Genomic DNA, 24,804 nt, shown 5'->3' on the forward strand with positions numbered 1-24,804 from the left:
CGCCGCTCGAGTACCCCGAAGGGCCTTTCCGCTCGACTTGCATGTGTTAAGCACGCCGCCAGCGTTCGTCCTGAGCCAGGATCAAACTCTCCAAACAATGTCTGGAAACAATCCCAACAAAAATCCAAATCAAGCACTATGACTTGACGAGGTGTTGCATGAAAATCATGCACTGGCTTTTAACACACTGTTGAGTTCTCAAGAAACGGACGCGTACATCCTCACCGAAACCACACTCTCGCGGCTCCCGCTCGGAGGCGTTCACTCCGTTTTGTTCTTTCGTTGTGTCTTAATTCTTTCAGCCGTTCAAGTCCCTGTCAAATTGACCGGACTCGCTCGACCTGCGGGAATTAAGCGCCGCCCCTTTCGGAGACAACCCCTCTAACTTACCAGCTCATCCGAAGTGGTTTGTCACCATCGAAGGACGACCCTGAAGGTAGTGGGATTTGCCGGGCATCTTCCGAAGCTCTAGGAACCTCTTGGCCGCCCTGCGCGAAGCAACTCTAGCAGCCTGGCGCGCCCACTTTGGCCGACTCAGGTAATCAGACGGTTCTCCCCTCACCACCAGACCCTCAAACCTCACCTGTCCACCCCCTGGACGACGCCTCCGATCGCAAGTCGATGGCAAGTCATCCGCAATCGTTCTCACGTACGAAGTACGTACGAGCAGACTGCGCTCTCGGAGGTGGCGGCCATGACCCGGTCGGAGTTCGACGACATTCGCGCGTTCCTCGCCGACGAGGCGACCCACGTGGGTGACCTGCTGCGCATCGCCAGGACTCTGATCGACGACCTCGAACACGCGCGCATGCGTGAGGCCGTCCTGCGCACCCACTACCTGCGCCTGCTCACGGCCGCGCGCGCGACGGTGGCGGCGGACACCGTCGGCGAGGCGGAGCCGCTGGCGTTCCTGAAGCACGAGCTGGCCGAGCGCGGTCAGCTGCCGGAGGACGGGGAGGCCGTGCAGCGCATCCTGTCCGACGCGCGCGCGGCGGCGGCGTTGCTCGCCTGCCTGGAGGAGCCGGCGCCGCGACGGCCGCGCGGCATGCGCCTGCGCCGTTGCGTCGGCACCGGCCGCACCCTCCGCCGGTAAGCACCCGCACCCGCACCATTCAGGCCGCCGATCCATGGCCGTCGGTCCAGCGCTGTCGGTCCAGCGCCGTCGGTCAGGCCGCCGATCCATGGCTGCCCGGCTCCGGTCACGCCACCCAGGCGATCCACCCAGGGCTGCCCGACTCCCGGCCGCCCAAGCCGGGTCACCCAGCCCACGTGGCCGACCGTCGGTTCACGCTGGTGTGATGAGGACTTCGGGCATACCTCCCCTTGGCGCACCGCCTGTAAGACTTCGCATATGTGGCAGCGGGGGCTGAACTGGGTGGCAATCATCTTGGTTGGGCTATTTGGCCTGATGTGGGTGGGCATCGTGATTTACGCGGACCAGGGCTCTTCCCTCTGGATGCGCGTCGTACAAGTCGTCTTCGGCCTGCTGCTTCTGGGCTGGGCCGTGCGGAAGGCGTTCAGGATGCCCGGCGGCAGGGTCTGAATCCGGCAATCGCCAGACCCTGGATCACTCTGGCGGCAGTGGCTGGAATCGGTACCCCATCCCGGGCTCCGTCAGCAGCTGCACCGGATGCGCCGGGTCCCGTTCGAGCTTGCGCCGCAGCTGGGCCATGTACTGGCGCAGATAGTGCGTCTCCTTGAGGTACGCGCTCCCCCACACCTCGGTGAGCAACTGCCGCTGGCTGATCAGCTTGCCGGGATTGCGTACCAGCAGCTCCAGGAAGTGCCACTCCGTGGGAGTCAGGTGCACCCCGCCCGAGACCGTCTTGTCGGCGAGGTCGACGACGTGGTCGCCCACCCGTACCGTGGCGTTCTCCTCGTCCTGCTGACCCGTGCGGCGCGTCACCGCGCGCACCCGCGCGAGCAGTTCGTCGATGCTGAACGGCTTGGTCACGTAGTCGTCGGCGCCGGCGTCCAGGGCGTCCACCTTGTCGGTGCTGTCCGCGCGGCCGGACAGGACGATGATCGGCACGGTGGTCCAGCCGCGCAGGCCCTGGATGACCTCCACGCCGTCGAGGTCGGGCAGCCCGAGGTCGAGGATGACGAGGTCGGGGTGCCATTCGGCGGACTGGCGCAGGGCCGTGCCGCCGTCGGGCGCCACCGCTACCTCGTACTGCCTGGCGGCCAGGTTGACGCGCAGGGCGCGCAGGATCTGCGGCTCGTCGTCCACCACGAGTACGCGCGTCATGAGGCCCGCCGCAGCGAGATGGTCATGGTCAGTCCTCCTCCTGGCGTGTCCTGAGGCGTGAGCGTGCCTCCCATCGCCTCGGTGAGGCCGCGTGAGAGCGCAAGCCCGAGCCCCACGCCCGCGTGGTTGTCACGGTCGCCGAGCCGCTGGAACGGCAGGAACACCCTTTCATGCGCTTCTGCGGGAATGCCGGGGCCCCGGTCGATGACGTGGATCTCCACGTCGCCGCCGTGGGAGCCGGCGGTGACGCGTACGGGTTCGCCGCCGGGGTTGTGGCGCACGGCGTTCGTGATCAGGTTGACGAGTACGCGTTCCAGCAGGGCGGGGTCGGCCGAGATCTCGGGCAGGTCGGACGGTATGTCGGTTTCGAGGCGGTCGCGCAGCGGGCCGAGGTCGTCCACGGCGTGCGGCAGCACGTCCTCGATCGCCACCGGTTCGAGCCGCACGCCGAGGGCTCCGGCCTGGAGGCGGCTCATGTCGAGCAGGTTGGACACGAGGCGGTTCAGCTTGATCAGCGACTCGTCGGCAGTGGCGAGCAGTTCGCCCCGATCCTCCTCGGTCCACGTGACGTCGGTGCTGCGTAGGCTCTCGACCGCGGCCCTGGCCGAGGCGAGCGGCGTACGCAGATCGTGGCCGACGGCGGCGAGCAGCGCCGTACGCATGCGGTCGACCTCGGCCAGCGGCCCGGCCCGGTCGGCGACCTCACGCAGCCGCTGCTGCCGCAGCGCCACCGCCGCCTGGGCCCCGAACGCCTCCAGCACCTTGCGCTCGTTCACCTCCAGCGGACGCCCCCGCGCGGCCAGCACGAGCCGGTCGTCGACCGCGACGTCGGTGTCGGCCGATCCCGGACGGGTCGCGGGCATCCCTCCCGACGTGGCCACGACCCGCCACTCGCCGGACTCGTCGCTCCGTTCGAGCAGGGTCACCGCGCTCAGCCCGAACGTCTCCCGCGTCCTGGCCAGCAGCGACGGCAGCGCCGACTCGCCCCGCAGCACGTGGCCGGCCAGCGTGGACAGCACCTCGGCGTCGGCACGCGAGCGCGCCGCCTCCCTGCTGCGCCTGGCCGCCAGGTCCACGACCGTGCTGACCATGACGGCCACCAGGACGAAGATGACCAGCGCGAGCACGTTCTCCGGCCTGGCGACGGTCAGCGTGCGCACCGGCGGCGTGAAGAACCAGTTGAGCAGCCCGAACGCGAACACCGCCGCCGTCAGCGCGGGCCACATGCCGCCCGCCATGGCGGCGGCCACGACGAGCAGCAGGAAGAGCAGCAGCTCGCTGGGCAGCGACAGGCCCAGCGGCACGAGCACGGCCGCCAGCAGCGGCATCCCGAGCAGCGCCAGCGCCCAGCCCGACAACCTCCGCGTCCGCGTCAGCGCGGGACCCGGCCGGGCCAGACCGCGGCCCAGGCCGGTCGCCTCGTGCGGCACGATGTGCACGTCGATCGGGCCCGACAGCGCCGAAGTCGTCGCACCGACCCCGCGCGCGAACGGCCACCGCCGCCGCGACGCGCCGAGCACGAGCTGCGTGGCGCGCACGCCACGGGCGAACTCCAGCAGCGCCCGCGGCACGTCCTCGCCGACCACCTGGTGGTAGGTGCCGCCCAAGGTCTCGACGAGGGCGCGCTGGCGTACCAGGGTGGCGGGGTCGCCGCCGGGCGGACCGTCGGCGTTGGTGACGTGCACGGCCAGCAGATCGACGTTCTTGCCTCTGGCGGCGATGCGGGCCGCCCGCCGTACGAGCGTGTCGCCCTCCGGCCCGCCCGTGAGCGCGACCACCACCCGCTCACGCGCCTCCCACGAACGCGCGCCCGGGAAACCGGGCCGCTCGCCGTCCGTCCGCCCGTCCCGATCAAGACCGAGCCGCTCGTCCCGGTCGAGGCGGGGTCGCTCGTCGTCCGGCCCGCCGTCCCTATCAAGGCCAAGCCGCTCGTCCTGGTCGAGGCCGAGTCGCGAGTCGGCCGCCAGCCAGCGCTGGGCGAGCTCCCGCAGGGCGGTCAGGTTGCCGAGGCGGAAATAGCCGGCGAGGGCCGCGTCCACCTGGTCGGCCGGGTAGAGGTCCCCGTGGGCCAGCCGCCGCAGCAGCGTCTCGGGCGGCAGATCGACCAGCTCGATCCGGTCGGCCCGCCGCAGCACCTCATCCGGTACGGTCTCCCGCTGCCGCACCCCCGTGATCCGCTCGACCGCGTCGTTCAGCGATGCGAGGTGCTGGACGCCGACGGCGGAGACGACGTCGATCCCGGCGTCGAGGATCTCGGCCACGTCCTGCCAGCGCTTGGCGTTGCGCGAGCCGGGGACGTTGGTGTGGGCCAGCTCGTCGATCAGGACGATCGCGGGAGCGCGCGCGATGACGGCACGGACGTTCAGCTCGGTGAACGTCGTCCCCCGGTACGGCAGGGTCCGCAGGGGCAGGACCTCCAGGCCGTCGAGGAGGCGGGCGGTGGCGGCACGGCCGTGGGTCTCGACGAGGCCCACGACGACGTCCTCGCCCCGTTCGCGGGCGCGCCGCGCCTCGCTGAGCATGGCGTACGTCTTGCCCACCCCGGGCGCGACGCCCAGGTGGACTCGCAGCCGCCCTCGGGGCCTGCCTCCCATTCCTCCAGGTTAAGCGGCCCGGTTGAGCGGCAGGGCTAAGCGGCGGGGCTAAGGCTGGTACGGCGGCGCCACGCCCCAGCCCCAGTGCGGCACCGGCGCCTGCGCAGGCGGGGTCGCGCCGGGCTGGGAGTTGGACCTGGCCAGCCGGGTGCCCCATTCGATGTAACCCGCGAACGCCGCCCTGAACTCGGGATCGTCGGGCAGACCGACCTCGTCGGCCGCGTCCATGAGCAGGCTCACCCATCTGCGCCGCTGCGGCTCGGTGATGGCCTTGCCGAGGTGGTGGCGGAGCATGTTGGGATAGCCGCCGCGTTCGCGGGTGTAGCGGTCGGGGCCGCCGAAGACCTCGCTGAGCCACATCGCCACGTACTTCGGATGATCGCCATCCATGTGCGCGAACAGCGGCCCGATCAGATCGTCCTTGACGACACTGCGGTAGAAGACCTCGGTCAGCCGCTCCAGCGCCTCGGTGCCGCCGGCCCATTCGTACAGGGTGGGCACTGTCTCATCAGCCATGTAATCATGTGATCACCACCACAGGCCATGAAACAAGGCATTATCCGGACATAACGCCAGGCCGTCCATACATGGGCACAAACGAAAAATCCCCGGCCGCCAGATGTTCTGGCGACCGAGGATTTTCTTTGGTAGCGGGGACAGGATTTGAACCTGCGACCTCTGGGTTATGAGCCCAGCGAGCTACCGAACTGCTCCACCCCGCGTCGGTGTGTCACTAGTTACTATACAGGCTTCCTGAGAGTGGATGGACCGTGATCCCTCGCTCACACGCGAAAGCCCGGGTTTCCGATGTCGAAATCCCGGGCCTTCGGCCTGGTAGCGGGGGCAGGATTTGAACCTGCGACCTCTGGGTTATGAGCCCAGCGAGCTACCGAACTGCTCCACCCCGCGTCGTCTTCGTGCTTTACAAGACTATCGGCGACGCGGGGTGTACGCAAACCAGATCCTGTTTCCGCCTCGGTTCCGGGCCGGTTCCGGGCCGGCTAACCGGTCGGAGAGGCCGACGGCGACGCCGGTGGCGGTGTCGCCGGAGGCGACCCGGTCGGTGCCGCGGTGGTCGAGGCGGTGGGTGACGCGCTGGCCGACGGTGAGGCCGAGGGCGACGGCGCGGTCTCCTGCTGCGTGTTCGCCCCTTCCAGCGCCTTGAGCGCCTCCTCCAGCCGCTTCTGGGCGTCGCCGTAGGCGTCCCAGTCGGGCGGGCTGGCCTGAAGGGCCTTCTGCGCGTCCGAGTAGGCCTTCTTGGCGTTGGAGATGGCCGAGTTGAGCGCCGTGTTGGCCTGTTCTGGCCGCCCCTGTTGCTGTTGATCGCTCGGCTGCGCCTGTTCTTCCTGCTCGCTGCCGAAGACCTCCTGGAGCGCCTCGTCCAGGGTGCGCGCCACGCCGATCTTGCTGCCGAACGACACCAGCACCCGCTGCAGGATCGGGTACGGCTCCTGCCCGCCGCCCGCGGCCACCTGGATGTACACCGGTTCGATGTAGACCAGGCCGCCCGCGTACGGGAGCGTCAGGAGGTTGCCGTAGCGGACCGACGAGGCACCCACGCCGAGCAGGTTGAGCTCACCCGCGAAACGGCTCTGGAAGGAGTTCTGCGCCTGTCCTGGGCCTGGGATGGGTGTGCTCGACGGCATGCGCAGGATGCGCATGCGGCCGTAGTCGGCGCCCTCCGACGAGTCGACCGCCATGAAGGCAGCCAGGTTGGGGCCCTGCCGCGGCACGAACGTCGTGGTCAGCGAGAACGCGGGCGTGCTGCCCGGCATCGTGGTGGTCAGGTAGTAGGGCGGCTGCTTGATGTTCTTGTCGCCCTGTGTCGGGTCGCCCGGGACGTTCCAGAAGTCCTGGCCGCTGTAGAAGGCGGCCGGGTTGGTGATGTGGTAGCGCGACAGGGTGTAGCGCTGCACCTTGAACAGGTCTTCCGGGTAGCGCACGTGCTGGCGCAGGTCGGGGCTCATCTCCGACGCCGGGCGGATGGTGCCGGGGAAGGCGTTGCTCCACGTCTTGAGCACCGGGTCGTTGTTGTCCCAGGCGTAGAGCTTGACCGTGCCGTCGTAGGCGTCGACGGTGGCCTTCACCGAGTTGCGGATGTAGTTGACCTTGTCGCTCGGCTGCTGGGCGATCACGCGACGGTCCGTGGAGGTGTCGCGCGTCATGTCGCCGAGGCTTTCGCTCTGCGAGTACGGGTAGTCGTTGGAGGTCGTGTAACCGTCGACGATCCACTGGATGCGCCCGTCGACGATCGCCGGGTACGGGTTGCCGTCGAGGGTGAGGTAGGGCGCGACCTTCTGCACCCTGTCGCGCGGGTTGCGCACGTACAGGATCTTGGAGTTGTCGTTGATGTCGCCGGAGAGGACGATGTTCGCCTCGCTGTACTTGGCGGCGTAGACGAGCCTGTTGACGAACGAGCCGACGGGCACGCCGCCGGTGCCGGTGTAGGTCGTGTTCTTCTGGCCCGTGCCGCCCGTCTCCGGATAGTCGAGCTCCTGCGGGTTGTTGGGGTTGCCGCCCGCGATCACGTATTCGGAGGACGAGGCCGGATCCTCGCCGTAGTAGACGCGCGGCTCCTTGAGGTTGGTGCTGGTGACCAGCGGGCCGCTGACCGGCATGTCCTTGGCGTCGTAGGCGGGCAGGCCGCTGGAGTCGACCTGGTTGCCCGGCGCGGCGACGAAGCCGTAGCCGTGGGTGTAGACGAGGGCCCGGTTGATCCAGTTGTTCTGGCCCTCGGGCGGGCTGGTCAGCTCGCGTACGCCGACGATGTGGTCGATCAGCTTGCCCGAGCTGTCGGGGTAGCGGTCGACGTCGAGCGGGTCGGCGAAGCTGTAGAAGCCCCTGATCCGCTGGGTCTGCTCGTAGGTCGAGGAGACCAGCGCCGGGTCGAGCAGGCGCACGCCGGAGACGGAGGTGTCGCCCTTGGACTGGACCTTGGTCGGGTCGGCCTGGGCGTTGTAGTTTTCCACCTCGGTCTTGTCGACGTTGTACGCCGCCCGTGTCGCGTCGATGTTGCGCTGGATGTAGGCCGCCTCTTTGCCCTGCTGGTTGGGCTTGACCTGGAACTGCTCGACCAGCGCCGGGTAGACGCCGCCGATCAGGATGGCCGAGAGCACGAGCAGGCCGAAGGAGACGCCGGGCAGCATGCCGCCGGGGCGCACGACGCCGGCGAAGAACAGCGCGGCGCAGATCAGCGCGATGATCGCGAGAATGGTCTTGGCCGGCAGCACGGCGTTGACGTCGGTGTAGGAGGCGCCGTGGACGAAGCCCCGGTCGGAGAAGACCAGGCCGAGGCGGTCCATCCAGTAGGCGACGGCCTTGAGCAGGACGAAGATGCCCAGCAGCGCCGACAAGTGGACGCGGGCCGCCCTGGAGGCGTGCACGCCGGGCGACTGCAGCCGGAACCCGCCGTAGAGGTAGTGGGTGATCGCCGCCAGCACGATGGAGATGATCACGGCGGTGAACAGGAAGTTCAGCACCATCCGGATGAACGGATAGTCGAACATGAAGAACGCGATGTCGTAGCCGAACATCGGGTCCTGCTTGCCGAAGGACGCGCCGTTGCTGAACTGCAGCCAGGTCTTCCACTGCCCCGCGAACGAGGAGCCGGAGAAGAGCGCGAGCAACCCCATGCCGACGATGAAGATCAGCTTTCGGTGGGGATCGAGCGCCATGCGGTAGCGGTCGGCTCCGCTGCCCCCGCCGAACATCGCCGGCCCGAACATGGGCCGGGTGCGGAAGGCCAGCAGCATGTTGCCGCCCGCGATGGCGACCATCAGCACCGCTCCGGCCAGGAACAGCACGATCTGGGTCAGCAGCACTCCGCTGAAGACCGAGGTGAAGCCGGTCGAGTCAAACCACAAAAAATCGGTATAGATGCCCGAAAAAAGGAAAAAGAGCGCGACGATCACTACCAGAGCGATCGCCACAGGCAGAAGCAGTCGCGGTCGGCGGGGCAAGCGCATCGCCCTGCCGGCTCCTGGGGTCCGGAAGCTCAAGGCCAACCCCTCGTCGTAATGAAGAAACGGTCCGTGTCTGGCAACTTACACCGCTGTGCCAGCCCTACGACTAACGCACGGCGATGGCCAGAAGTTTCATCCGGTCTCACAAGCGGGCACCTCGCCCTTGCCGGTGCGCAGCGCGTCGAGCGCCTGCACCGCGCTGTGCAACGTGTCCGCTCTGACCAGCCGCAGCCCGTCGGGCACGGCTTTCATGGCCTCCGCGCAGTTGTCGGCGGGGGTCAGGAAGATCGTGGCGCCGGAATCCTTCGCCCCGACCATCTTCTGCGCGATCCCGCCGATCGGCCCGACGGCGCCGCCGGGATCGATCGTGCCGGTGCCGGCGATCTGCTTGCCGCCGGTGAGCTCGCCGGGCGTGAGCTTGTCGAGTATGCCGAGCGAGAACATCAGCCCGGCGCTGGGCCCGCCGACGTCGCCCACGTTGATGTCGACCTCGAACGGGAACTTGTATTTCGCCTGCATCGTCACCCCCACCAGAGGCTGCCCCTTGGGGCCCGCCACGGTCGGCACGGTGACGTCGAGCTTGTCCTTGCCGCGGGTGATGGTGAAGACGACGTTGTCGCCCGTCTTGTGCGCCTTGACCGCGTCGCTGACGGCGGTGACGTCCCTGGCCGCCTTGCCGTCGACGGCGACGATCTCGTCGTCCTTCTTCAGCTTGCCGTCGGCGGGCTTGCCCTTCTCGGTGTAGGCCACGCTCACGGCCATCGAGTAAGGGATCTTGAGCTCGTTGAGCGCGGCGGCGGTCGCGGAGTCCTGGGAGTTGGTCATCTCGACCGCGTTCTCCTCCTCGACCTGCTTCGGATCGCGGTCGGGAGCGAAGATGGTCTCCTGCGGGACCACCGCCACGGTGGGGTCGATCCAGCCCCGCAGGGCCGTGAGCAGGTCGATCTGGGCCGCGGGGCCGCCCTGGTAGGCCACCGTGACCAGGTGGAGCGCGCCCTTGGTGGGGTAGGTCTGCCGGCCCTTGATCGAGATGACCGGCTTCTTGTCGACCTCGCCGATGGTGTTCTCCGTCGGCCCTGGGCTCAGCACGACGTACGGGACCGGACGGAAGGCGCCCACCACCCCGAACGCGAGCACGAGGAAACCCGCGAGCAGCAGGGTCAGGGCGCGTCGTGACATGTCGATGAGCTTATTCTCCGGCGCCGACCCACTCGGTCTCGCCGTCGGAGAACACCTGGTGTTTCCAGATGGGGACGTGTGCCTTGAGGTCGTCGATCAGCCGCCGCGCGGCCTTGAACGCCTCGTCCCTGTGGGGCGCGGCGACCGCGACGATCACCGCCGTGTCGCCCAGCGCCAGGTCGCCCACCCTGTGCACGGCGGCCAGCGCCGTCACCGGGAAGTCGGCGGCCACCTTCTCCGCCACCTGGCGCAGCTCGGCCTCGGCGGTCGGATGCGCCGAGTAGGACAGGCCGGTCACCGCCTTGCCGTGGTCCTGCTCGCGCACGGTGCCCACGAAGAACGTGGTGCCGCCCGCGGCGTGGTCGCCGACGGCGGCCAGCACCTCGTCGACCGAGAGCGGTGTGTCACGAATGCCGAGCAACCGGATGACGTCCACGGAAAAAGCCTAACCTTTACCGGCCGCGTTTCTTACGCGCCGCGAAGAAGCATCATTGGCGGCGCTTTTTGCGGACCTGCCGGACGATGGCGGCGGTGCCGATCACGGCCACGGTGGCTCCGGCGGCGGTGAGCGTGGCCTCCTTGACCGGCAGGCGCCGGCCGACCACGGTCGTCCTGTTCTCGCGCAGCTCCATGAGCTGCCGCAACGCGGCCTCGTTGGTCCACGCCGGTTTCCAGCCCGCCTCGCGCAGCACCGCGCAGTCGACCACCCACGGATAGACGACGTAGTGCAGGTCGGTGGCGGGGGCCGGAGTGACGCCGAGACGGTGCAGGCGCTGCGCCGTGCCGAAGGTCAGGCCGGCGGGCAGCTCCAGGCTGCGGATGCCGGACAGTTCCTCGACCTGCTCCTGCTCCAGCCAGCCGTCCGAGCCGACCGCCAGCACGCCGCTGACCACGCCGCGCGCCGCCAGTTCCAGCGCCGAGACGAGGTCGTCGATGTGGCAGAACTGCCAGTGCGGGCTGCAGCCCTTGACGGTCAGCAGCCTGGGCGACTCGAAGTGGCGGGTGAGCACCGTGTCGACGCCGGGGCCGACGACCGCGGCCGGGCGCAGGACGGTCACCTCCACGCCCGGGTGGCTGCGCAACGACCTGCGGACGAGGGACTCGATCTCCAGGAAGTCGCCCACGACGCCGGTGTCGGGCTCGGCCGCCACCGGGGCGTCCTCGGGCAGCGGCACCTCGTTGTCGGGCGCGGCGCCGTACACCATCGCGCTGGTGACGAGCACCACACGGCGCACGCGTGCGGCGGCGCAGGCCGTCAGCACCGTCTGGGCGGCGCGCAGGTTGTAGGCCCGCCGCTCGGCCGGGTCGGAGTCGACGGCGTAGTCGCCGGCCAGATGGATCAGCACGTCGATGTCGGAGATCCGGTTCGCCAAGAGCGGATCTCGGACGTCGATCACCCTCCACGTGGCTTCCTGGACGTCGCCGCGTTCTTCGTCGATGGCCACCACTCTGCGGAAATCCGCGGAGGAGACGAGCTTCACGAGCACTTCGCGACCTAGTCCGGAGGCCGCGCCCGTTACGGCGACGACGGGTTGACGCGGGCGTTTCGAGGTAGGCACCAGGTCCTCACTTTGCACTGATCCGCCGTAGGACGGCTAACGTGGCGGATGTGGACTCCTCCATCCTGCACGAGGTAGAGCGGTGACTGACCTGCCAGGTCGCGAAAACGACCCCAACGAGAACCCGTTCGCCATGTTCGGCAACCCTGAGCAGATGGCTCAGGCGATGCGCCAGTTCGCCGACATGTTGTCGGCGCCCCAGGGTTCAGGCCCTGTCAACTGGGACATGGCCAAGAACATCGCCCGGCACGCCGTGGTCGCCGAGGGCGACCCGAGTGTCATGGAAGGCGAGCGCCGTCAGATCGTCGAGGCGCTCAGCCTGGCCGACCTGTGGCTCAACGAGGCGACCGCGCTGCCGAGCGGCGTGTCCAACCCGCAGGCCTGGAGCCGGTCTGAGTGGATCGAGAACACGATCCCGATTTGGCGAAAGCTTTGCGAACCGATCGCGGAGCGCATGGTCGAGACCATGGGCGGCGCGCTCGGCGGCTCAGGGCTGCCTCCTGAGGCCCAGCAGATGGCCGGGCCGCTCATGGGCATGCTCAAGCAGATGGGCGGCATGATGGTCGGCCAGCAGATCGGGCAGGCGCTCGGCTCGCTGGCCCGCGAGGTCATCGGCACCACCGACATCGGCCTGCCGCTGTCCGACACGACCGCGCTGCTGCCGGGCGGCATCGCCTCCTTCAGCGAGGGCCTGGAGGTCCCCGCCGACGAGATCAGGCTCTACCTGGCGCTGCGCGAGGCCGCGCACCACCGGCTGTTCCAGCACGTGCCGTGGCTGCGCTCACACCTGCTGGGGGCGGTCGAGGAATACGCCAGGGGCATCACGGTCGACACCTCCGCGCTCGAAGAGCAGATCCGCGGGCTCGACATCAACAACCCCGAGGCCATCCAGGAGGCGCTGAGCGGGGGCAACCTGCTCAAGCCCGAGGAGACCGAGCGGCAGAAGGCCGCCCTGGCGCGGCTGGAGACGATGCTCGCGCTGGTCGAGGGCTGGGTGGCGACGGTGGTCGACCAGGCCGCCGACGGCAAGCTGCCCTCCGCCGTGGCGCTGGCCGAGACCGTACGCCGCCGCCGCGCCACCGGCGGGCCCGCCGAGCTGACGTTCGGCACGCTGGTGGGGCTGGAACTGCGGCCCAGGCGGCTGCGCGAGGCGGCGGCGCTGTGGCGGGCGCTGGAGAACGAGCGCGGCGTCGACGGGCGCGACGCGCTGTGGAGCCACCCCGACCTCATGCCGACGGCCGACGACCTCGACGACCCCGATGCGTTCGTACGCGGAGACACGGCCTGGGACATCTCGCAGCTCGACGCCAAGCCCGACGACGACGGCGAGGGCGGCCAGGGTTGAGCCTGCACCACGACGCGGTGGCGGTGCTGTCCACCTGGTCGGCGCCCACCCCCGAGGAGGAGGCGCTGCGCGAGCAGTTCCTCGACCACCTGCGCGAGCACGACGACGCCATGCTGCGTGAGTGCGTTCCCGGGCATCTGACGGCGACGACCGCGGTGCTGTCGCACGACGGCGCCAAGGTGCTGCTCACCCTGCATCCGAAGGCCAAGATGTGGCTGCCCATGGGCGGCCACTGTGAGATCTCCGACACGTCCCTCGCGGCGGTGGCGCTGCGGGAGGCGTGGGAGGAGTCGGGGATCTCCGGGCTCCGGCTGCTGCCGGGTCCGCTCGCGCTCGACCGGCACGCCGTGTGGTGCCATCCGCCGCGCTGCTGGCACCTCGACGTCGAATACGCGGCGGTGGCGCCGGCCGGAGCGGAGGCCGTGATGAGCGAGGAGTCGCTCGACCTGCGCTGGTTCCCCGTGGACGAGATCCCGGAGCTGTCCGACGAGGCGACCCGCCGTTTGGCCGCACGCGGACAGGCCGCCCTTACCTCGGATTCACGCGCGCTTGGCTAGAGTCCATCTGCGGCGTTTTGCGTCGTTCCAAAGGGGGCTTGCGTGGAGACATCGCCTGTCGGCGGCACCATCGTGACACCGGTGCGAAAGCGCAGGAAGTTCCCCGCGACGGCGCTGACGTGGGTGGCGGTGACGCCGTTCGCCGCCTGGGCGCTGGTCAGGGTGGCGGGGCTGGAGCGCGGCTCGCTGCCCACCCAGCTCATGACCGCGACCCCGTACGCGGCGGCGGGTTCTCTGGTGCCGCTCCTGATCGCCGCCGTCGGACGCAAGCGCGCCGCGGCCGCCGTCGCGCTGCTCGCGACGACCGCGCTCGGCTTCAGCGTGCTGCCCAGGGCGCTCGGCACCGCCGACGCCGCGTCGGCGCGGCCGCTTCGGGTCATGACGATCAACATGCTGTTCGGCCGGGCCGACGTCGCGTCGATCATGCGGTTGGTACGCGAGTTCGCCCCCGACGTGCTCAGCACCCAGGAGCTGACCCCCGGGGCGGTCGCCGACCTGGACGCGGACGGGCTGAAGGAGATCATGCCGCACCGCGTGCTCCAGGCCGAGTGGAGTGCCGGAGGCAGCGGCATCTACTCCCGCTACCCGATGGAGGCGCTCTGGGACCTGATGCCGCCCGTCGGCCACCAGATGCCCGCGGCGCTGATCTCGGTGCCGGGCGGCAAGCCGATCGAGTTCGTGGACGCGCATCCGTTCCCGCCGCTGGGCCCGCAGGTCACCAGCTGGAACGAGGCAATGGCGGCCTTCCCCTCCACCTCCCCCGACCGGATCCGGATCATCGCCGGCGACTTCAACGCCTCGCTCGACCACGCCGCGTTGCGCGGGGTGCTGTCGCGGGGCTACAAGGACGCGGCCGACCAGGTGGGGGCCGGGCTGATCCCGACGTGGCCGGCCGGCAAGCGGGTGCCGCCGTTCATCACGATCGATCATGTGCTGGTGGATCAGCGGGTGGGGGTGCAGGAGGTCAGCGTGCGCGACGTGCCGGGCACCGACCACCGGGCCGTGCTGGCCCGGCTCAGCCTGCCCTGATCGGCCTGCCCCGGTCGGCGCTCGGCTCGGGGTGGCGAGCTCTCAGCCTGCCCCGACCAGCGCTCTGGTGTTGTCCCAGCCTTCGAGGCCGGGGTCGAGGCGGGCGACGTCCTCAGGTGCGCGCAGGCGGTGCCAGCCAGGGGTGGTGGCGACCCGGCGCGGGCCTGGGGCCTGGGCGCGCAGCTCCTTGACGATGTCGTACGCGTCGAGGTCGGGGTCCGCCCAGGCGGGCGGGGGCAGCACGCAGGCCAGGGCCACGGCGCCGCCGTTCTCCGCCGGGCAGACGACGATCTCGGCCCGGCCCAGCTCCCTGAACAGCTTGCCGACCAGCAGTGGCGGCAGGTCGGGTGCGTCGGCGCTGATCACGGCCGCCTGCTCCGCGTCGAGGCGGGCGAGGGTCGTCCTGAGCGGTTCGCCCTCGGCGATCGAGATCACCTCGGTGCCCGGCCAGACGAGATCGTCCAGGCCGGGGACGCTGGTGAGCAGGACCGGGGTGACGAGGTCGAGGCCGGCGACCATCTCGTAGGTGTCTTCGGCCACCGCCTCCAGGAACTCCCTGGGGTCGACGCCCGGCGGGGCCGCCTGTGCCATGTGCTGATGGACGAGGACCGCGGCGATGCGCGTCAACACTCCTCCGGTGCCGTGTGGGCCGCCGCGGAGAATCCCTCGAGGAACCCGCGGGCCCGCTCCGCCTTCGGATACTGTTCTACCAGCGCCCAGAACTTGGCCCCGTGGCTGGGCACCAGCAGGTGCACCAGCTCATGGATGATCACATAGTTGATGACCCACTCGGGCAGGCCCTTGAGCCTGGTGGAGATCCGGATCGTGCCGGTCTCGGGGGTGCACGAGCCCCAGCGGTGCTGCTGGTTGTCGACCCAGCGCACGCTCACGGGGTCGGGCTCGCCGTCCAGATATTTGGCCGACAGCTCCTTGGCCCGCTCGAGCAGCGCCTCGTCGGTGGGCCTTCTTCGGCGTTCCTTGGCGGCCAGCCGATCCAGCATCCGGCTCACCCACTCATCCGCGTCTTCGCCGCTCAACCAGGCGGGCAGGAGCACGATCGTCTTGTCGCCGTCGCGGTAGGCGGAGACCGTACGCCGGCGACGAGAACTGCGACGAACCTCGACTGTCTCGGGGGGCACATATGCACGGTAGCCGAGACTGGCGAAATTCCACAGAGGGTGGACGTTGTTTCTGCTGGTCAGATGATTAAGAGCCGGTGAATTTGGGCATGCGCCTTTCCCGATGTGCCGTGAGGCCCTCCATCATGTCGGCGGAGGCCATGGTCACGGGCTGGGCCAAGGATTCCCACCTCAGAGCGGCTTCCAGGTCTTGATGGTCTTGGTTGAGGGCTACTTTGGTGAGCCTTGTGGCAATGGGTGCGTTCTGAGCGATCTTCGCGGCGATGCCGCCTACTTCCGACATTAGGTCATTTTTCGGGAAAGATTGATTTACCAACCCTTTAGCCGCTGCTTCCGTTCCGGACAGGCTGCGGCCCGTCAGCAGCATCTCCCGCGCGAGCCCCGCGCCCGCCCTGCGCGGCAGCAGGTAGGTGGCGGCCATGCCCGGGTGCAGCCCCAGCGAGGTGAACGGGGCCAGCAGCTTGGCGTCGTCGGCCGCGTACACGAGGTCGCAGGCCAGCGCCACGCACAGCCCCGCACCGACGGCCGGGCCGTTGACGGCGGCGACCGTGGGGATCTCCAGCTCGGTGATCATCAGCCAGGTGCGGTAGAAGGCGAGCATGCGCTCACGCAGCCGGGGCACGGCCTCCGCGCCGCGCTCGCCGATCCACGACAGGTCACCGCCCGAGGAGAACGCCGTGCCGGCGCCCGTGACGACGAGGCACCTCGCGTCTCTGTCGGTGGCCAGCTCGGACATGGTTTCGCGCCATCGGGCGGTCATGGCGTCGGTCATCGCGTTACGCATGTCGGGGCGATTGAGGGTGATGAGTACGACTCCGTCGTCTTTACGATCAACCAAGAGCTCGTCCATGCCGGGAAGCGTAACGCTTGGCGGTGATCATGTCGGGGCCTGGCGGTTGGCGGTGATCACGTACGGCATAAGGCTTTGCGGTGATCACGTGTGGTCGTATCACTTGAGGATGATCTTCATGTAGGGATGATCATCGCTTGAGGATGATCGCTGCCGTTCATCACGCAGGTCGATGATTGCCGGCGTTCGTCACGCAGGTCGATGATCGCCGGCGTTCGTCACGCAGGTCGATGATCGCGCATCGCGGCAGGAGAGGCGGCGGCCTCCAGAGACCCCTTGAAGGAATGATCTTTTCTACGGATCAACGCTTCGCTTCGCTTCGTCCACAGGCGCTTTCATCAATTCCGGCGGTTATCCACAGCCGTCGCCGAACCCGCTCGGGATCTTGCTCCGGCATGGAAACCTTCCCGCCATGAGGCCACGCGTGAAGCCCATCCTCCGGCACCTCCTCCGCGACGAGCAGACCCTGCAATATGGCGTCCACCCGCTGCGGGCGGTCATGCTGAGCGGCCTGACCAGACCCGTCCGGCAGTGGATCGAGGGCCTCGACGGCACCCGCGACCTCGACGCGGTCCTTCGCGACGCCGCTCGTGCCGGGCTCGACGCGACGCGCGCCCGGGCCCTGCTCGACCAGCTCGCCGCCCAGGGCGCCCTCCACGACGCCGCCGCCGGCCCCGGCTCTCTGCGCGAGCTCCCGCTGGCCGAGAGAGACCGCCTCAAACCAGACCTCGACGCCCTCGACCTCGCCTCCACGGCTCCCGACGGAATGATCGCCCACTTCGAACGCCGCAGACGATCGCGCGTACGCGTCTACGGCGCCGGCCGCATCGGCGCCCAGGTCGTCGCCCTGCTGGCGGCGGCCGGCGTGGGCGACATCCGAGTCCTCGACCCCGGCACGACCCAGCCGGCCGACCTCACCCCGGGCGGGCTGACGTGGGCGGAGGTGGGCCTGCCCAGGGAGGTGGGGGCGGTCGCCGCAGCCAACAGAATCACCTCAGGCGGCGCCACGCCGGGTGCAGCTGTTCACGGCCCCGACGAGACCACCGGGCGACCCCGCAACCCCCAAACCACCAACCGCACTCCTTCCAGCCCCGCCGTCTACCCCACCCTCACCACCCCCACGAACCGCCGCAACACCACCCCCACCCCAGGCCCCGACGCCGCCCCCGGCCTGAACCCCGGCCCCCGCCCTGGTCCCGGTCTGCGAGGAGTCGCACCGAGCACGCGCGGGACAACCACCATGCGTGCAACTCCCACCACGCGCGGGGTCACCAACGCGCGCGGAACGTTTGCCGCCCCACGCCCTACAGCCCAGGCTCCGCGCGGGGCTACGTCCGACACTCACGGAGCAGCCCGGAACCCAGGCGGGGCGACATCCGACACCCAAGGGGCGGCCCAGAGCCCGCGCGTGGACACGTCCCACACCCGCGAAACGACCCTGGACACACGCGGGACCAGGGCCGACTCGCACAGCCCCACGTCCGGGCGAGAGAGCGGCACCGGCCCGGGCGGGACCGGAACCGAGCGACAGGGCACCGACCCGCGCGGGACTGGCACCGGGACCGGGCGAAAGGACATCGACTCGCCCGGGACCAGGCGGGTCGGCGGATCGGAGTCGAGCGGAACCAGGACCGCGCGCAAGGGCGAACCCGCACGACGGGACGCGTCCGACTCCGGCAGAACCGGGACCGGAACCGGACCGATGGGCGGCTCTGGGCGGCGAGAGAGCCGGTCTGATGTCGTTCAAGCCTCGAAGGGTGGCGTTCACCAACCCACCTCGAACCACAAGCCCACCTCGAACGTCGTCGCCGGTGGGCCGTTTCTCGGGGACAAGTGGGATCGGCCCGATCTCGTCGTCCTGGCCCAGGTCGGCCCTCTCGACACGGTGCTGGTCAACGAGCTGAACACGCTGCGCATCCCCCACCTCCTCGTGGCCGCCTTCGAGGGGTACGGGTGTGTCGGTCCGCTGGTCCTGCCCGGAGAGACCGCGTGCCTGCACTGCCTCGATCTCACCCGGCGCGACCACGATCCCCACTGGCCGATCGTCACCGCCCGGCTGGGCGGCTATCCGCCCGGCGAGATCGCCTGCGACGTGGCGCTGGCCACCGCCGTGGCGGCCGCGGCGACCGGTCACGCACTCGCCTACCTGGACGGTAAGGAGTCATCTGTGACCAATGGCACAGTAGACGTAACGCCTGATTGGCAATGGAAAAGGCGATCGTGGAGGGTACATCCGCAATGTCGTTGTATGCGAAGTAACCCATATTCGCTAAGAATGGTCATGGCACCCAACCGCGACTGACGTGCTCAGACGACCACGAAGGGGGGAAGCGGCATCTCGACGAGGTTCCGCGCATCGGTGTGAACGATCTTCCGCGCCGCGCTGTCACGCGTTCGGCCAAACTGGCCACCCTTCCACTCGGCTTCGCGGGCCGCGCCGCCCTGGGGCTGGGCAAGCGCATCGGCGGCAAGTCCGCGGAGATCGTGGCACAGGAGGTGCAGCAGCGTACGGCCGAGCAGGTCTTCAAGGTTCTCGGCGAGCTCAAGGGCGGCGCGATGAAGCTGGGCCAGGCTCTGTCGATCTTCGAGGCGGCATTGCCGCAGGAGGTCGTCGGGCCCTACCGCGCCGCGCTCACCAAGCTGCAGGAGTCCGCCCCGCCGCTGCCCGTGTCCACGGTGCACAAGGTGCTGACCGAGCAACTGGGCGACGGCTGGCGCGAGCATTTCCTATCGTTCGACGACCAGCCGACCGCGGCCGCCTCCATCGGCCAGGTGCACAGGGCCGTGTGGCACGACGGCAGGGAGGTGGCCGTCAAGATCCAGTACCCGGGGGCGGGCAAGGCCCTGCTCGGCGATTTCGCGCAGCTCGCGCGGCTGGGCAAGCTGTTCGGCGCGCTGCTGCCGGGCCTCGACATGAAAGCCGTGCTCGGGGAACTGCGCGAGCGGATCGCGGAGGAGCTCGACTACCTGAGGGAGGCCGAGGCCCAGCACGCGTTCGCCCTGGAGTTCAACGGCGACCCCGACTTCCACGTGCCCGATGTGGTGGCCGCCAACGAGATGGTGCTGGTCACGGAGTGGATGGACGGCACGCCCCTGTCGCGCATCATCACCGAGGGCACCCAGGAACAACGCGACCAGGCCGGACTGCTCTTCGTACGGTTCCTGTTCTGCTCCCCCGCACGGGTCGGGATGCTGCACGCCGACCCGCACCCCGGCAACTTCCGCATGCTGGCCGACGGCAAGCTCGGCGTGCTCGACTTCGGCGCGGTCAACCGCCTGCCCGAGGGCTATCCGCCGGCGTTCGGAAAGCTCACCCGCATCTTCAACCAGGGCGACATGGCCACCGTCACGGAGGGGTTGCGGCAGGAGGGCTTCATCCGGCCGGACATCGAGGTCGACGCCGACGCATTGCGCGCTTTCCTCGCGCCGTACGTGGAGCCGACCGCCGTGGAGGAGTTCACGTTCAGCCGGGAGTGGCTGCAGGAGCAGGCGGCCAGCGTCACGGACCTCCGGCCGACCAACGTGATCCGCCAGCTCAACCTGCCGACGTCGTACGTGCTCATCCACCGGGTGCACGCGGCCGGTATCGGCGTGCTCTGCCAGCTCGGCACCACGGCCCGGTTTCGCGACGAGGTGATCCGCTGGGTCCCGGGCTTCGCCGACGACCCTGACCCGGATGCGAACTCCGACGACGAACCGCTGGCGATCGGCTGACCCGGCTCAGGTCCCTTCGACTCGACTTCCTCCGGCCCAACTTCCTCCAGCTCGACCTTCCCAACGCGGCTCCTTCCGGTTCACCTTCCTCCGGCTCGGCTCCTCCCCCGTCGCGCCGTCACCCGCGGTCTTCGCCTCACGCTGCCCTCTCCTTCGTTGCTGGTCGCGCTACCGCCAAGCCAGCCTCCTGGAGCACGGCCCAAGGTGAGATACGTGAGACTTTGGAGACCCAGCGTTGAACTAGTGCCACTCTGTGTAATGATATGACTTCGAAGAGTAACGATTCCTTCGGAGACGCCTCATGCATCGATCAGCTCGCCCGGTGGTCGCCGCCGCGCGGGTGGTTGCCGGCTCACTGGTGGACGCCGCCGCGCGAGTGGTCGCCGGTTCATTGACGGGCGCCACCACACGAGTGGTCACTGGTTCACTGGCGGGCGTGGCCGTGCTGGTGAGCGCCGCCACATTCGCGGGGGCCGGCTCGTTCGCGGGGATCTCTGCGTTCGCGGAGATCGGCTCGTTGGCGGGGATCAGGCCGCTGGGGTGGATCGGGCCGCTGGTGATCGTCGGTTCGCTCGCCGCCGCGTTGGTGGGTGCACGCTCACTGGGACACCCCGCCGCAAAAGTGGTCGCCGCGCCGATTGTGGTGATCGGCTCGGCGGTGATGGCCGGCTCGCTCGGCACCGTTCCGGCTGCGATGGCGTCCACGGCCGGGGCGCTCGTCACCGTTCCGACCCCACTGATGCTCACAGGCGGTGCGCCGACCACCGGCCCGATCCTGGGGGTGCACACAGGCAGGACGTCCGCCACCACCCGGGCCCCGATGACGTCCGAAGTCAGCGCACGCACCATCAACCCGGCTAAGAGGGTGCGCATAGGCAAGACCATCGTCACCAGACCGGCTCTGATGGCGTTCGCAGGCAGTACACGTGCCACCGGCGCGATCCCGAGGGCGCGTACAGGTGGAACATTCGCTGGCCCGATCGCGATGGCAGCCACAGCTGGAACAACCGCCACCACATCGCCCCAGATGGGGATTGCGGATGGTCCGCCGGCCGCTGTCCCGGTCATGGGTGCCGTTGTCGATCCGGGGGTTGCCGCGCCGGTCGCGAACGCCATCGCCGATCCGAACGTCACCGGTGAGTGCTTGATCTCCAAGGCGGGGAAGGTCACCGCCATCATCGATCCGTCGTACTCGGGCGCACCCGTCGAGGTCGGCGCCCTCTCCTGCATCACCGGGCACTGAGTGTGCGACTCCGGCGAGCGGTTGCGGATGTTGTCGTGATCGCGAGTCGGGCACGCACGTGGCCGGTGTTCTGACCGAGTTGTCCGATCCGCCCGTCCCGTCAGGTACTCGAACTTCCGCACGAGCCTGATGGGTGCGCGGGGGTGGACAGCTCAATGGCTGGTCGGCGGGGTAAATGCTCGCACCTGCCCCGCCGGCCAGCGCCCTCTTCACGGCGCAGACCCTGGTCCCCGGCACGCCGTCTCGGTCGGTCCACGCTGGCGATCACCATCACCGTGATCGCGCAACCAACTTGTGAGCCGTACTGGCCGGGGTCTGGGGATCGTGCGGCGTCCGGCTCGTCAGATCATGCCACCGGCGGCGTTGATGCTCTGGCCGGTGATCCAGCGGGCGGCGTCCGAGGCCAGGAACGCGACGACGTCGGCGATGTCGGCCGGTTCGCCCAGGCGGCCCAGCGGGGTGCGGGCCTTGGCGTCGTCGATGACGTGCGGGGGCACGGTGTCGAGGACGTCGGTACGGGTCAATCCGGGCAGGACGCTGTTGACCGTGACGGATCTGGCACCCACCTCCCAGGCCAGCGTACGGGCGAGTTGATCACCGGCGGCCTTGCCGGCGGCCAGCAGCGCCATGCCGGGCAGCGGCGATACGGTCAGCGCGGACGAGATCAGGATGATCCGGCCATGGTCGCGGATGCGTTGCGCGGCCTCGCGCAGTGCCACGAACGTGGCCAGCACGTTGGCCTGCAAGAACTGGCCGAAGTCGGCATCGGTGGCGCGGGCCAGCGGGCCGCCGGTCGCCGTGGCGGCGTTGTTCACCCATACGTCGACCCGGCCGTACTGGCGCTCGGCAGCATCGAACAACTCCCTGACCGTCTCGGGGCGGGTGATGTCCGTGCGGACCGCGGTGGCCAGCCCGCCCGCGTTCTTGATCTGGTCCACCGCCCGCGCGGCCGTCTCCTGGTCGCGGGAGCCGATGACGACGCGCATCCCAGCCGCGGCGAGCCGGTCGCTGATCGCCCGTCCGATGCCGCGCGATCCGCCGGTGACGACCGCGACCCGATCCTCGGTACGCATGAACTCTCCAATTGGTCGACTCTATGGATGGTCCACAGCATCGACTAATTTGGTCGAGAGTGTCAACTGTCCAGGGAGTAGACTGCGTGGCATGGCCGCCGCACCCGATGACGAACTCGTCGAGACGCTGATCGGCGTCTACATGGAGATCGACGGCCTGTTCAGCACGGCCAGCCGCCAACTGGGACTGACTCCCCAGCAAGCGCAACTCCTGTGCTTCGCCCAGCACATGCAGCCGTCCCTCGGCGAGCTCGCGACTCTGCTGCACTGCGACAAGACCAACATCACCGGCCTGGTCGACCGGCTGCGGCGACGCGACCTGCTCACCCGTGAACCCGACCCCGACGATCGGCGGATGATCCGCGTGCACCTCACTCCCGAGGGCGAGGCGGTTACCAGGAAATTCCAGCAGGCCATCGACACCACCCTGATCACGCGCTTCGATTCCTGGCCCAGCAGCCAACGCGACCGCCTCGCTCAGCTGCTCCGATCCGCCACGACTGCGCTGCGTTCCTGATCGCTGCGGTCGCGACCGATCCGCATCCACCACCGGTCAGTCCTGGCAGGGCCGATCACACCGGACCAGCGTGACCCGACCAGGAAGCCGGGTTCACGCCCCTCCATCAACACCGGACGTCGCCGTCGGCTCGGTCACGGTGTCGTTGATCCGGTACGGCGTTGGGACCCGTCCCGGTGTACGGCTGTTCTCAGCTCGCCCGTACCGGGGTTCAGGTCAGGCCGGAGAGGAGGGCTTGGACGCCGGCGGTGAGGATACGTTCGCCATCCTGCTCCGAGTTCAGGAACCAGCCGGGGAGCGGGGTGCGCAGGGAGCAGGTGAGCTCGATGCTGACGAGGCCGTGGATCGTGGTCCACACCAGGTAGGCCGCGCGTTGCGGGTCCGTCGATCGGATGAGGCCCTCCTGCGCGGCGGCGGAGGCGGCCAGAGTGAGCGGGTCGAAGCACAGGCGCAGGGCGTCGTGGCGCTGCTCGGGAGAAGGGTCGAAGTCGGGCAGCGGGCGCTCGAACATGAGCGCGTACAGGGCCGGGTCGGCCCGGGCGAACCGGCGGTAGCCGTACGCCACCGCCATGATGCGGGCCAGCGGGTCCGCGTGGCCGTCCATGGAGGTGGTCATCGCCTCGTGGAGGAGGCGGAAGCCGTACTCGTAGATCGCTTCCAGGAGGCCGGCGCGGCCGCCGAAGCAGGTGTAGATGCCCATGGTCGAAGTGCCGGCGGCGTCCGCCACCCGGCGGAGGGTCAGGTGGAGCGCGCCCTGCTCGCGGAGCACGCGCATGGCCGCGTCGAGCAGGTCCTGGCGCAGGGCGCCGAGTTCTTTCGAGGTGCTTACGGCTCTCGGCACCCTCTCACCATATCGGTCGATAACGCTCATCATAACAAGCGTTATCACTACCAAAGAGGACCGAGAGGTCGAGAAGGGAATCGGGACATGAGCGTTCATCGGGCCGCCGCGGCGGCCGGGTTCCTCTGCGCCGTGCTGCTCGTCGTCAACTCCGCCCGTCGCGCCGGGCTTCTGCCGGAAACGGCTCTCACGCATGCCATCGCACCGTTCGCGGCCCTTGCGGGGTTACTCGCGATCACCGGCATCTACCTGCTCATTCGCGGTACGGCCGGCGCCCTCGGGCTCGTCGGGTACGTGCTCAACTCGGCGGGGCTGGCCGGGGCGTTCGCGATCGAGTACACGCTGCACTTCGTCTTCCCGTACCTCGGCGGCGGCACCGTGACCGGGCTGCTCGCCGGGGGGACCGGGCGGGCGTTCCTGGTCACGTCGATCGTCCTGCTGGTGGGGGTGCTGACCTTCAGCGCGGCGGCGGTCAGGAGCGGGATGATGCCGGTGATGGCGGTGCTGCTGTACGCCGGGGGCATGGTGCCCGGGGCGCTGCGGAGTGTGGTGCCGCTGCCGGTGTATCTCGGGGGGCTGGTGATCGCGGGGATCGGGGTCGCGTGGATGGCTGCGCGGCTCTGGTCGGCGAAGAGGGTGGATGGGGAGGTCGTGGTGTCCGCGCGGCGTCCGGTTCGCCCTACGGGCTGAGCTTCCGGCGGCGGGCCCGGCCTTCATACCGGCGGCCGGGCCTCACGCCGCTGGCGGGCCTGATGGGGCTGGCGGTCCTGGGGCTGACGACCTTTTGGGGCTGACGCGGGCAGGCCCGATGCCGCCGCAGGGCTCATGCCGCCAGGGGGCCCAAGGCGGCCGGGCGAGCCCGGTACCGGCAAACCTTGTGGAGGCTGGCGGCCTGGTGAGCTTGCGTGCTCGATCATGAATCCGCGTGAGTCTCGCCGTGTCTAGGCTCGCGCG

22 protein-coding genes, 2 tRNA genes and 1 rRNA gene are annotated in these 24,804 nt (G+C 69.2%); 10 read left to right on the top strand and 15 right to left on the bottom strand.

Features of this window, described 5'->3' with window-relative positions:
• Nucleotides 1-97, bottom strand: a 16S ribosomal RNA gene (locus AB0C27_RS37755); the annotation flags it as partial.
• Between the two features lie 597 nt (nucleotides 98-694).
• Here AB0C27_RS37755 and AB0C27_RS37760 point away from each other — a divergent pair.
• The gene (locus AB0C27_RS37760; RefSeq protein WP_357854534.1) at nucleotides 695-1,093 is read left to right on the top strand and encodes a hypothetical protein; all 399 of its coding nucleotides are present in this window, start codon (nucleotides 695-697) and stop codon (nucleotides 1,091-1,093) included.
• Nucleotides 1,094-1,414: 321 nt separating this feature from the next.
• The gene (locus AB0C27_RS37765) at nucleotides 1,415-1,543 is read left to right on the top strand and encodes a hypothetical protein (RefSeq protein WP_346114815.1); all 129 of its coding nucleotides are present in this window, start codon (nucleotides 1,415-1,417) and stop codon (nucleotides 1,541-1,543) included.
• 24 nt (nucleotides 1,544-1,567) lie between these two features.
• Here the strand turns inward: AB0C27_RS37765 and AB0C27_RS37770 are convergent, their stop codons facing one another.
• The 9 genes from AB0C27_RS37770 to AB0C27_RS37810 all read right to left on the bottom strand — a co-directional run bounded on the left by AB0C27_RS37770 (nucleotide 1,568) and on the right by AB0C27_RS37810 (nucleotide 11,545).
• Entirely contained in the window at nucleotides 1,568-2,248 is a 681-nt protein-coding gene (locus AB0C27_RS37770) for a response regulator (protein WP_357854537.1), read from the bottom strand.
• Nucleotides 2,245-4,842: an ATP-binding protein gene (locus tag AB0C27_RS37775; protein ID WP_357854539.1), complete on the bottom strand. Its 2,598-nt coding sequence runs from the start codon at nucleotides 4,840-4,842 to the stop codon at nucleotides 2,245-2,247. The genes AB0C27_RS37770 and AB0C27_RS37775 overlap by 4 nt, the downstream gene beginning before the upstream one ends.
• Before the next feature lie 48 nt (nucleotides 4,843-4,890).
• Entirely contained in the window at nucleotides 4,891-5,358 is a 468-nt protein-coding gene (locus AB0C27_RS37780) for a group II truncated hemoglobin (RefSeq protein ID WP_357854542.1), read from the bottom strand.
• 129 nt (nucleotides 5,359-5,487) lie between these two features.
• Nucleotides 5,488-5,564, bottom strand: a tRNA-Met gene (locus AB0C27_RS37785).
• Between the two features lie 110 nt (nucleotides 5,565-5,674).
• Nucleotides 5,675-5,751 (bottom strand) — tRNA-Met (locus AB0C27_RS37790).
• Nucleotides 5,752-5,843: 92 nt separating this feature from the next.
• Nucleotides 5,844-8,807 (bottom strand): UPF0182 family protein, encoded by a 2,964-nt coding sequence (locus tag AB0C27_RS37795; RefSeq protein ID WP_357854545.1) that lies wholly within the window; start codon nucleotides 8,805-8,807, stop codon nucleotides 5,844-5,846.
• Between the two features lie 129 nt (nucleotides 8,808-8,936).
• Nucleotides 8,937-9,983, bottom strand: a complete 1,047-nt coding sequence (locus AB0C27_RS37800) for a PDZ domain-containing protein (RefSeq protein WP_357854548.1) — start codon at nucleotides 9,981-9,983, stop codon at nucleotides 8,937-8,939.
• A 10-nt stretch (nucleotides 9,984-9,993) separates the two neighbouring features.
• Entirely contained in the window at nucleotides 9,994-10,419 is a 426-nt protein-coding gene (locus AB0C27_RS37805; RefSeq protein ID WP_346114809.1) for a molybdenum cofactor biosynthesis protein MoaE, read from the bottom strand.
• Between the two features lie 52 nt (nucleotides 10,420-10,471).
• Nucleotides 10,472-11,545 carry an NAD-dependent epimerase/dehydratase family protein gene (locus AB0C27_RS37810; RefSeq protein ID WP_357855513.1) on the bottom strand — a complete coding sequence of 358 codons (1,074 nt, stop codon included), beginning with the start codon at nucleotides 11,543-11,545 and terminating at the stop codon, nucleotides 10,472-10,474.
• 130 nt (nucleotides 11,546-11,675) lie between these two features.
• Here AB0C27_RS37810 and AB0C27_RS37815 point away from each other — a divergent pair, with 130 nt between their 5' ends.
• The 3 genes from AB0C27_RS37815 to AB0C27_RS37825 are packed head-to-tail and all read left to right on the top strand — an operon-like array spanning nucleotide 11,676 to nucleotide 14,473.
• Entirely contained in the window at nucleotides 11,676-12,887 is a 1,212-nt protein-coding gene (locus AB0C27_RS37815) for a zinc-dependent metalloprotease (protein WP_357855516.1), read from the top strand.
• Nucleotides 12,884-13,444 carry an NUDIX domain-containing protein gene (locus AB0C27_RS37820; protein ID WP_357854552.1) on the top strand — a complete coding sequence of 187 codons (561 nt, stop codon included), beginning with the start codon at nucleotides 12,884-12,886 and terminating at the stop codon, nucleotides 13,442-13,444. The genes AB0C27_RS37815 and AB0C27_RS37820 overlap by 4 nt, the downstream gene beginning before the upstream one ends.
• A 42-nt stretch (nucleotides 13,445-13,486) precedes the next feature.
• A complete protein-coding gene (locus AB0C27_RS37825; RefSeq protein ID WP_357854555.1) occupies nucleotides 13,487-14,473 on the top strand; it encodes an endonuclease/exonuclease/phosphatase family protein in 987 nt (328 codons plus the stop codon).
• 42 nt (nucleotides 14,474-14,515) lie between these two features.
• Here AB0C27_RS37825 and AB0C27_RS37830 read toward each other — a convergent pair whose 3' ends face one another.
• The 3 genes from AB0C27_RS37830 to AB0C27_RS37840 form a co-directional block, all read right to left on the bottom strand.
• A complete protein-coding gene (locus tag AB0C27_RS37830) occupies nucleotides 14,516-15,100 on the bottom strand; it encodes a hypothetical protein (RefSeq protein ID WP_357854558.1) in 585 nt (194 codons plus the stop codon).
• Nucleotides 15,097-15,612 (bottom strand): M48 family metallopeptidase, encoded by a 516-nt coding sequence (locus AB0C27_RS37835; RefSeq protein ID WP_169789153.1) that lies wholly within the window; start codon nucleotides 15,610-15,612, stop codon nucleotides 15,097-15,099. Before AB0C27_RS37835 ends, AB0C27_RS37830 begins: the two co-directional genes overlap by 4 nt.
• Nucleotides 15,613-15,679: 67 nt before the next feature.
• Nucleotides 15,680-16,462 (bottom strand): enoyl-CoA hydratase-related protein, encoded by a 783-nt coding sequence (locus AB0C27_RS37840; RefSeq protein ID WP_357854561.1) that lies wholly within the window; start codon nucleotides 16,460-16,462, stop codon nucleotides 15,680-15,682.
• Nucleotides 16,463-16,886: 424 nt separating this feature from the next.
• Between AB0C27_RS37840 and AB0C27_RS37845 the strand changes: the two genes are divergently transcribed.
• The 3 genes from AB0C27_RS37845 (at nucleotide 16,887) to AB0C27_RS37855 (ending at nucleotide 21,419) form a co-directional block, all read left to right on the top strand.
• Complete coding sequence (locus tag AB0C27_RS37845; protein WP_357854564.1) at nucleotides 16,887-18,764, top strand: ThiF family adenylyltransferase; 1,878 nt, start codon at nucleotides 16,887-16,889, stop codon at nucleotides 18,762-18,764.
• Between the two features lie 59 nt (nucleotides 18,765-18,823).
• On the top strand, nucleotides 18,824-20,176 hold the full coding sequence (locus tag AB0C27_RS37850) for an AarF/UbiB family protein (RefSeq protein WP_357854566.1): 1,353 nt from the start codon (nucleotides 18,824-18,826) through the stop codon (nucleotides 20,174-20,176).
• Nucleotides 20,177-20,498: 322 nt separating this feature from the next.
• The gene (locus AB0C27_RS37855) at nucleotides 20,499-21,419 is read left to right on the top strand and encodes a hypothetical protein (RefSeq protein WP_357854569.1); all 921 of its coding nucleotides are present in this window, start codon (nucleotides 20,499-20,501) and stop codon (nucleotides 21,417-21,419) included.
• A 341-nt stretch (nucleotides 21,420-21,760) separates the two neighbouring features.
• Here AB0C27_RS37855 and AB0C27_RS37860 read toward each other — a convergent pair whose 3' ends face one another.
• Nucleotides 21,761-22,492: an SDR family oxidoreductase gene (locus tag AB0C27_RS37860; protein ID WP_357854572.1), complete on the bottom strand. Its 732-nt coding sequence runs from the start codon at nucleotides 22,490-22,492 to the stop codon at nucleotides 21,761-21,763.
• 91 nt (nucleotides 22,493-22,583) lie between these two features.
• On the opposite strand from AB0C27_RS37860, the gene AB0C27_RS37865 reads away from it, so the two are divergent.
• Nucleotides 22,584-23,009 carry a MarR family transcriptional regulator gene (locus AB0C27_RS37865; RefSeq protein ID WP_357854575.1) on the top strand — a complete coding sequence of 142 codons (426 nt, stop codon included), beginning with the start codon at nucleotides 22,584-22,586 and terminating at the stop codon, nucleotides 23,007-23,009.
• A gap of 211 nt (nucleotides 23,010-23,220) precedes the next feature.
• Here AB0C27_RS37865 and AB0C27_RS37870 read toward each other — a convergent pair whose 3' ends face one another.
• A complete protein-coding gene (locus AB0C27_RS37870) occupies nucleotides 23,221-23,850 on the bottom strand; it encodes a TetR/AcrR family transcriptional regulator (RefSeq protein ID WP_357854578.1) in 630 nt (209 codons plus the stop codon).
• A gap of 87 nt (nucleotides 23,851-23,937) precedes the next feature.
• Between AB0C27_RS37870 and AB0C27_RS37875 the strand changes: the two genes are divergently transcribed.
• Entirely contained in the window at nucleotides 23,938-24,540 is a 603-nt protein-coding gene (locus AB0C27_RS37875) for a hypothetical protein (protein WP_357854581.1), read from the top strand.
• The last annotated feature ends 264 nt before the right edge of the window (nucleotides 24,541-24,804 follow it).

It is taken from the genome of Nonomuraea sp. NPDC048882, assembly GCF_040649755.1.
Classification (GTDB): Bacteria; Actinomycetota; Actinomycetes; order Streptosporangiales; family Streptosporangiaceae; genus Nonomuraea; species Nonomuraea maheshkhaliensis.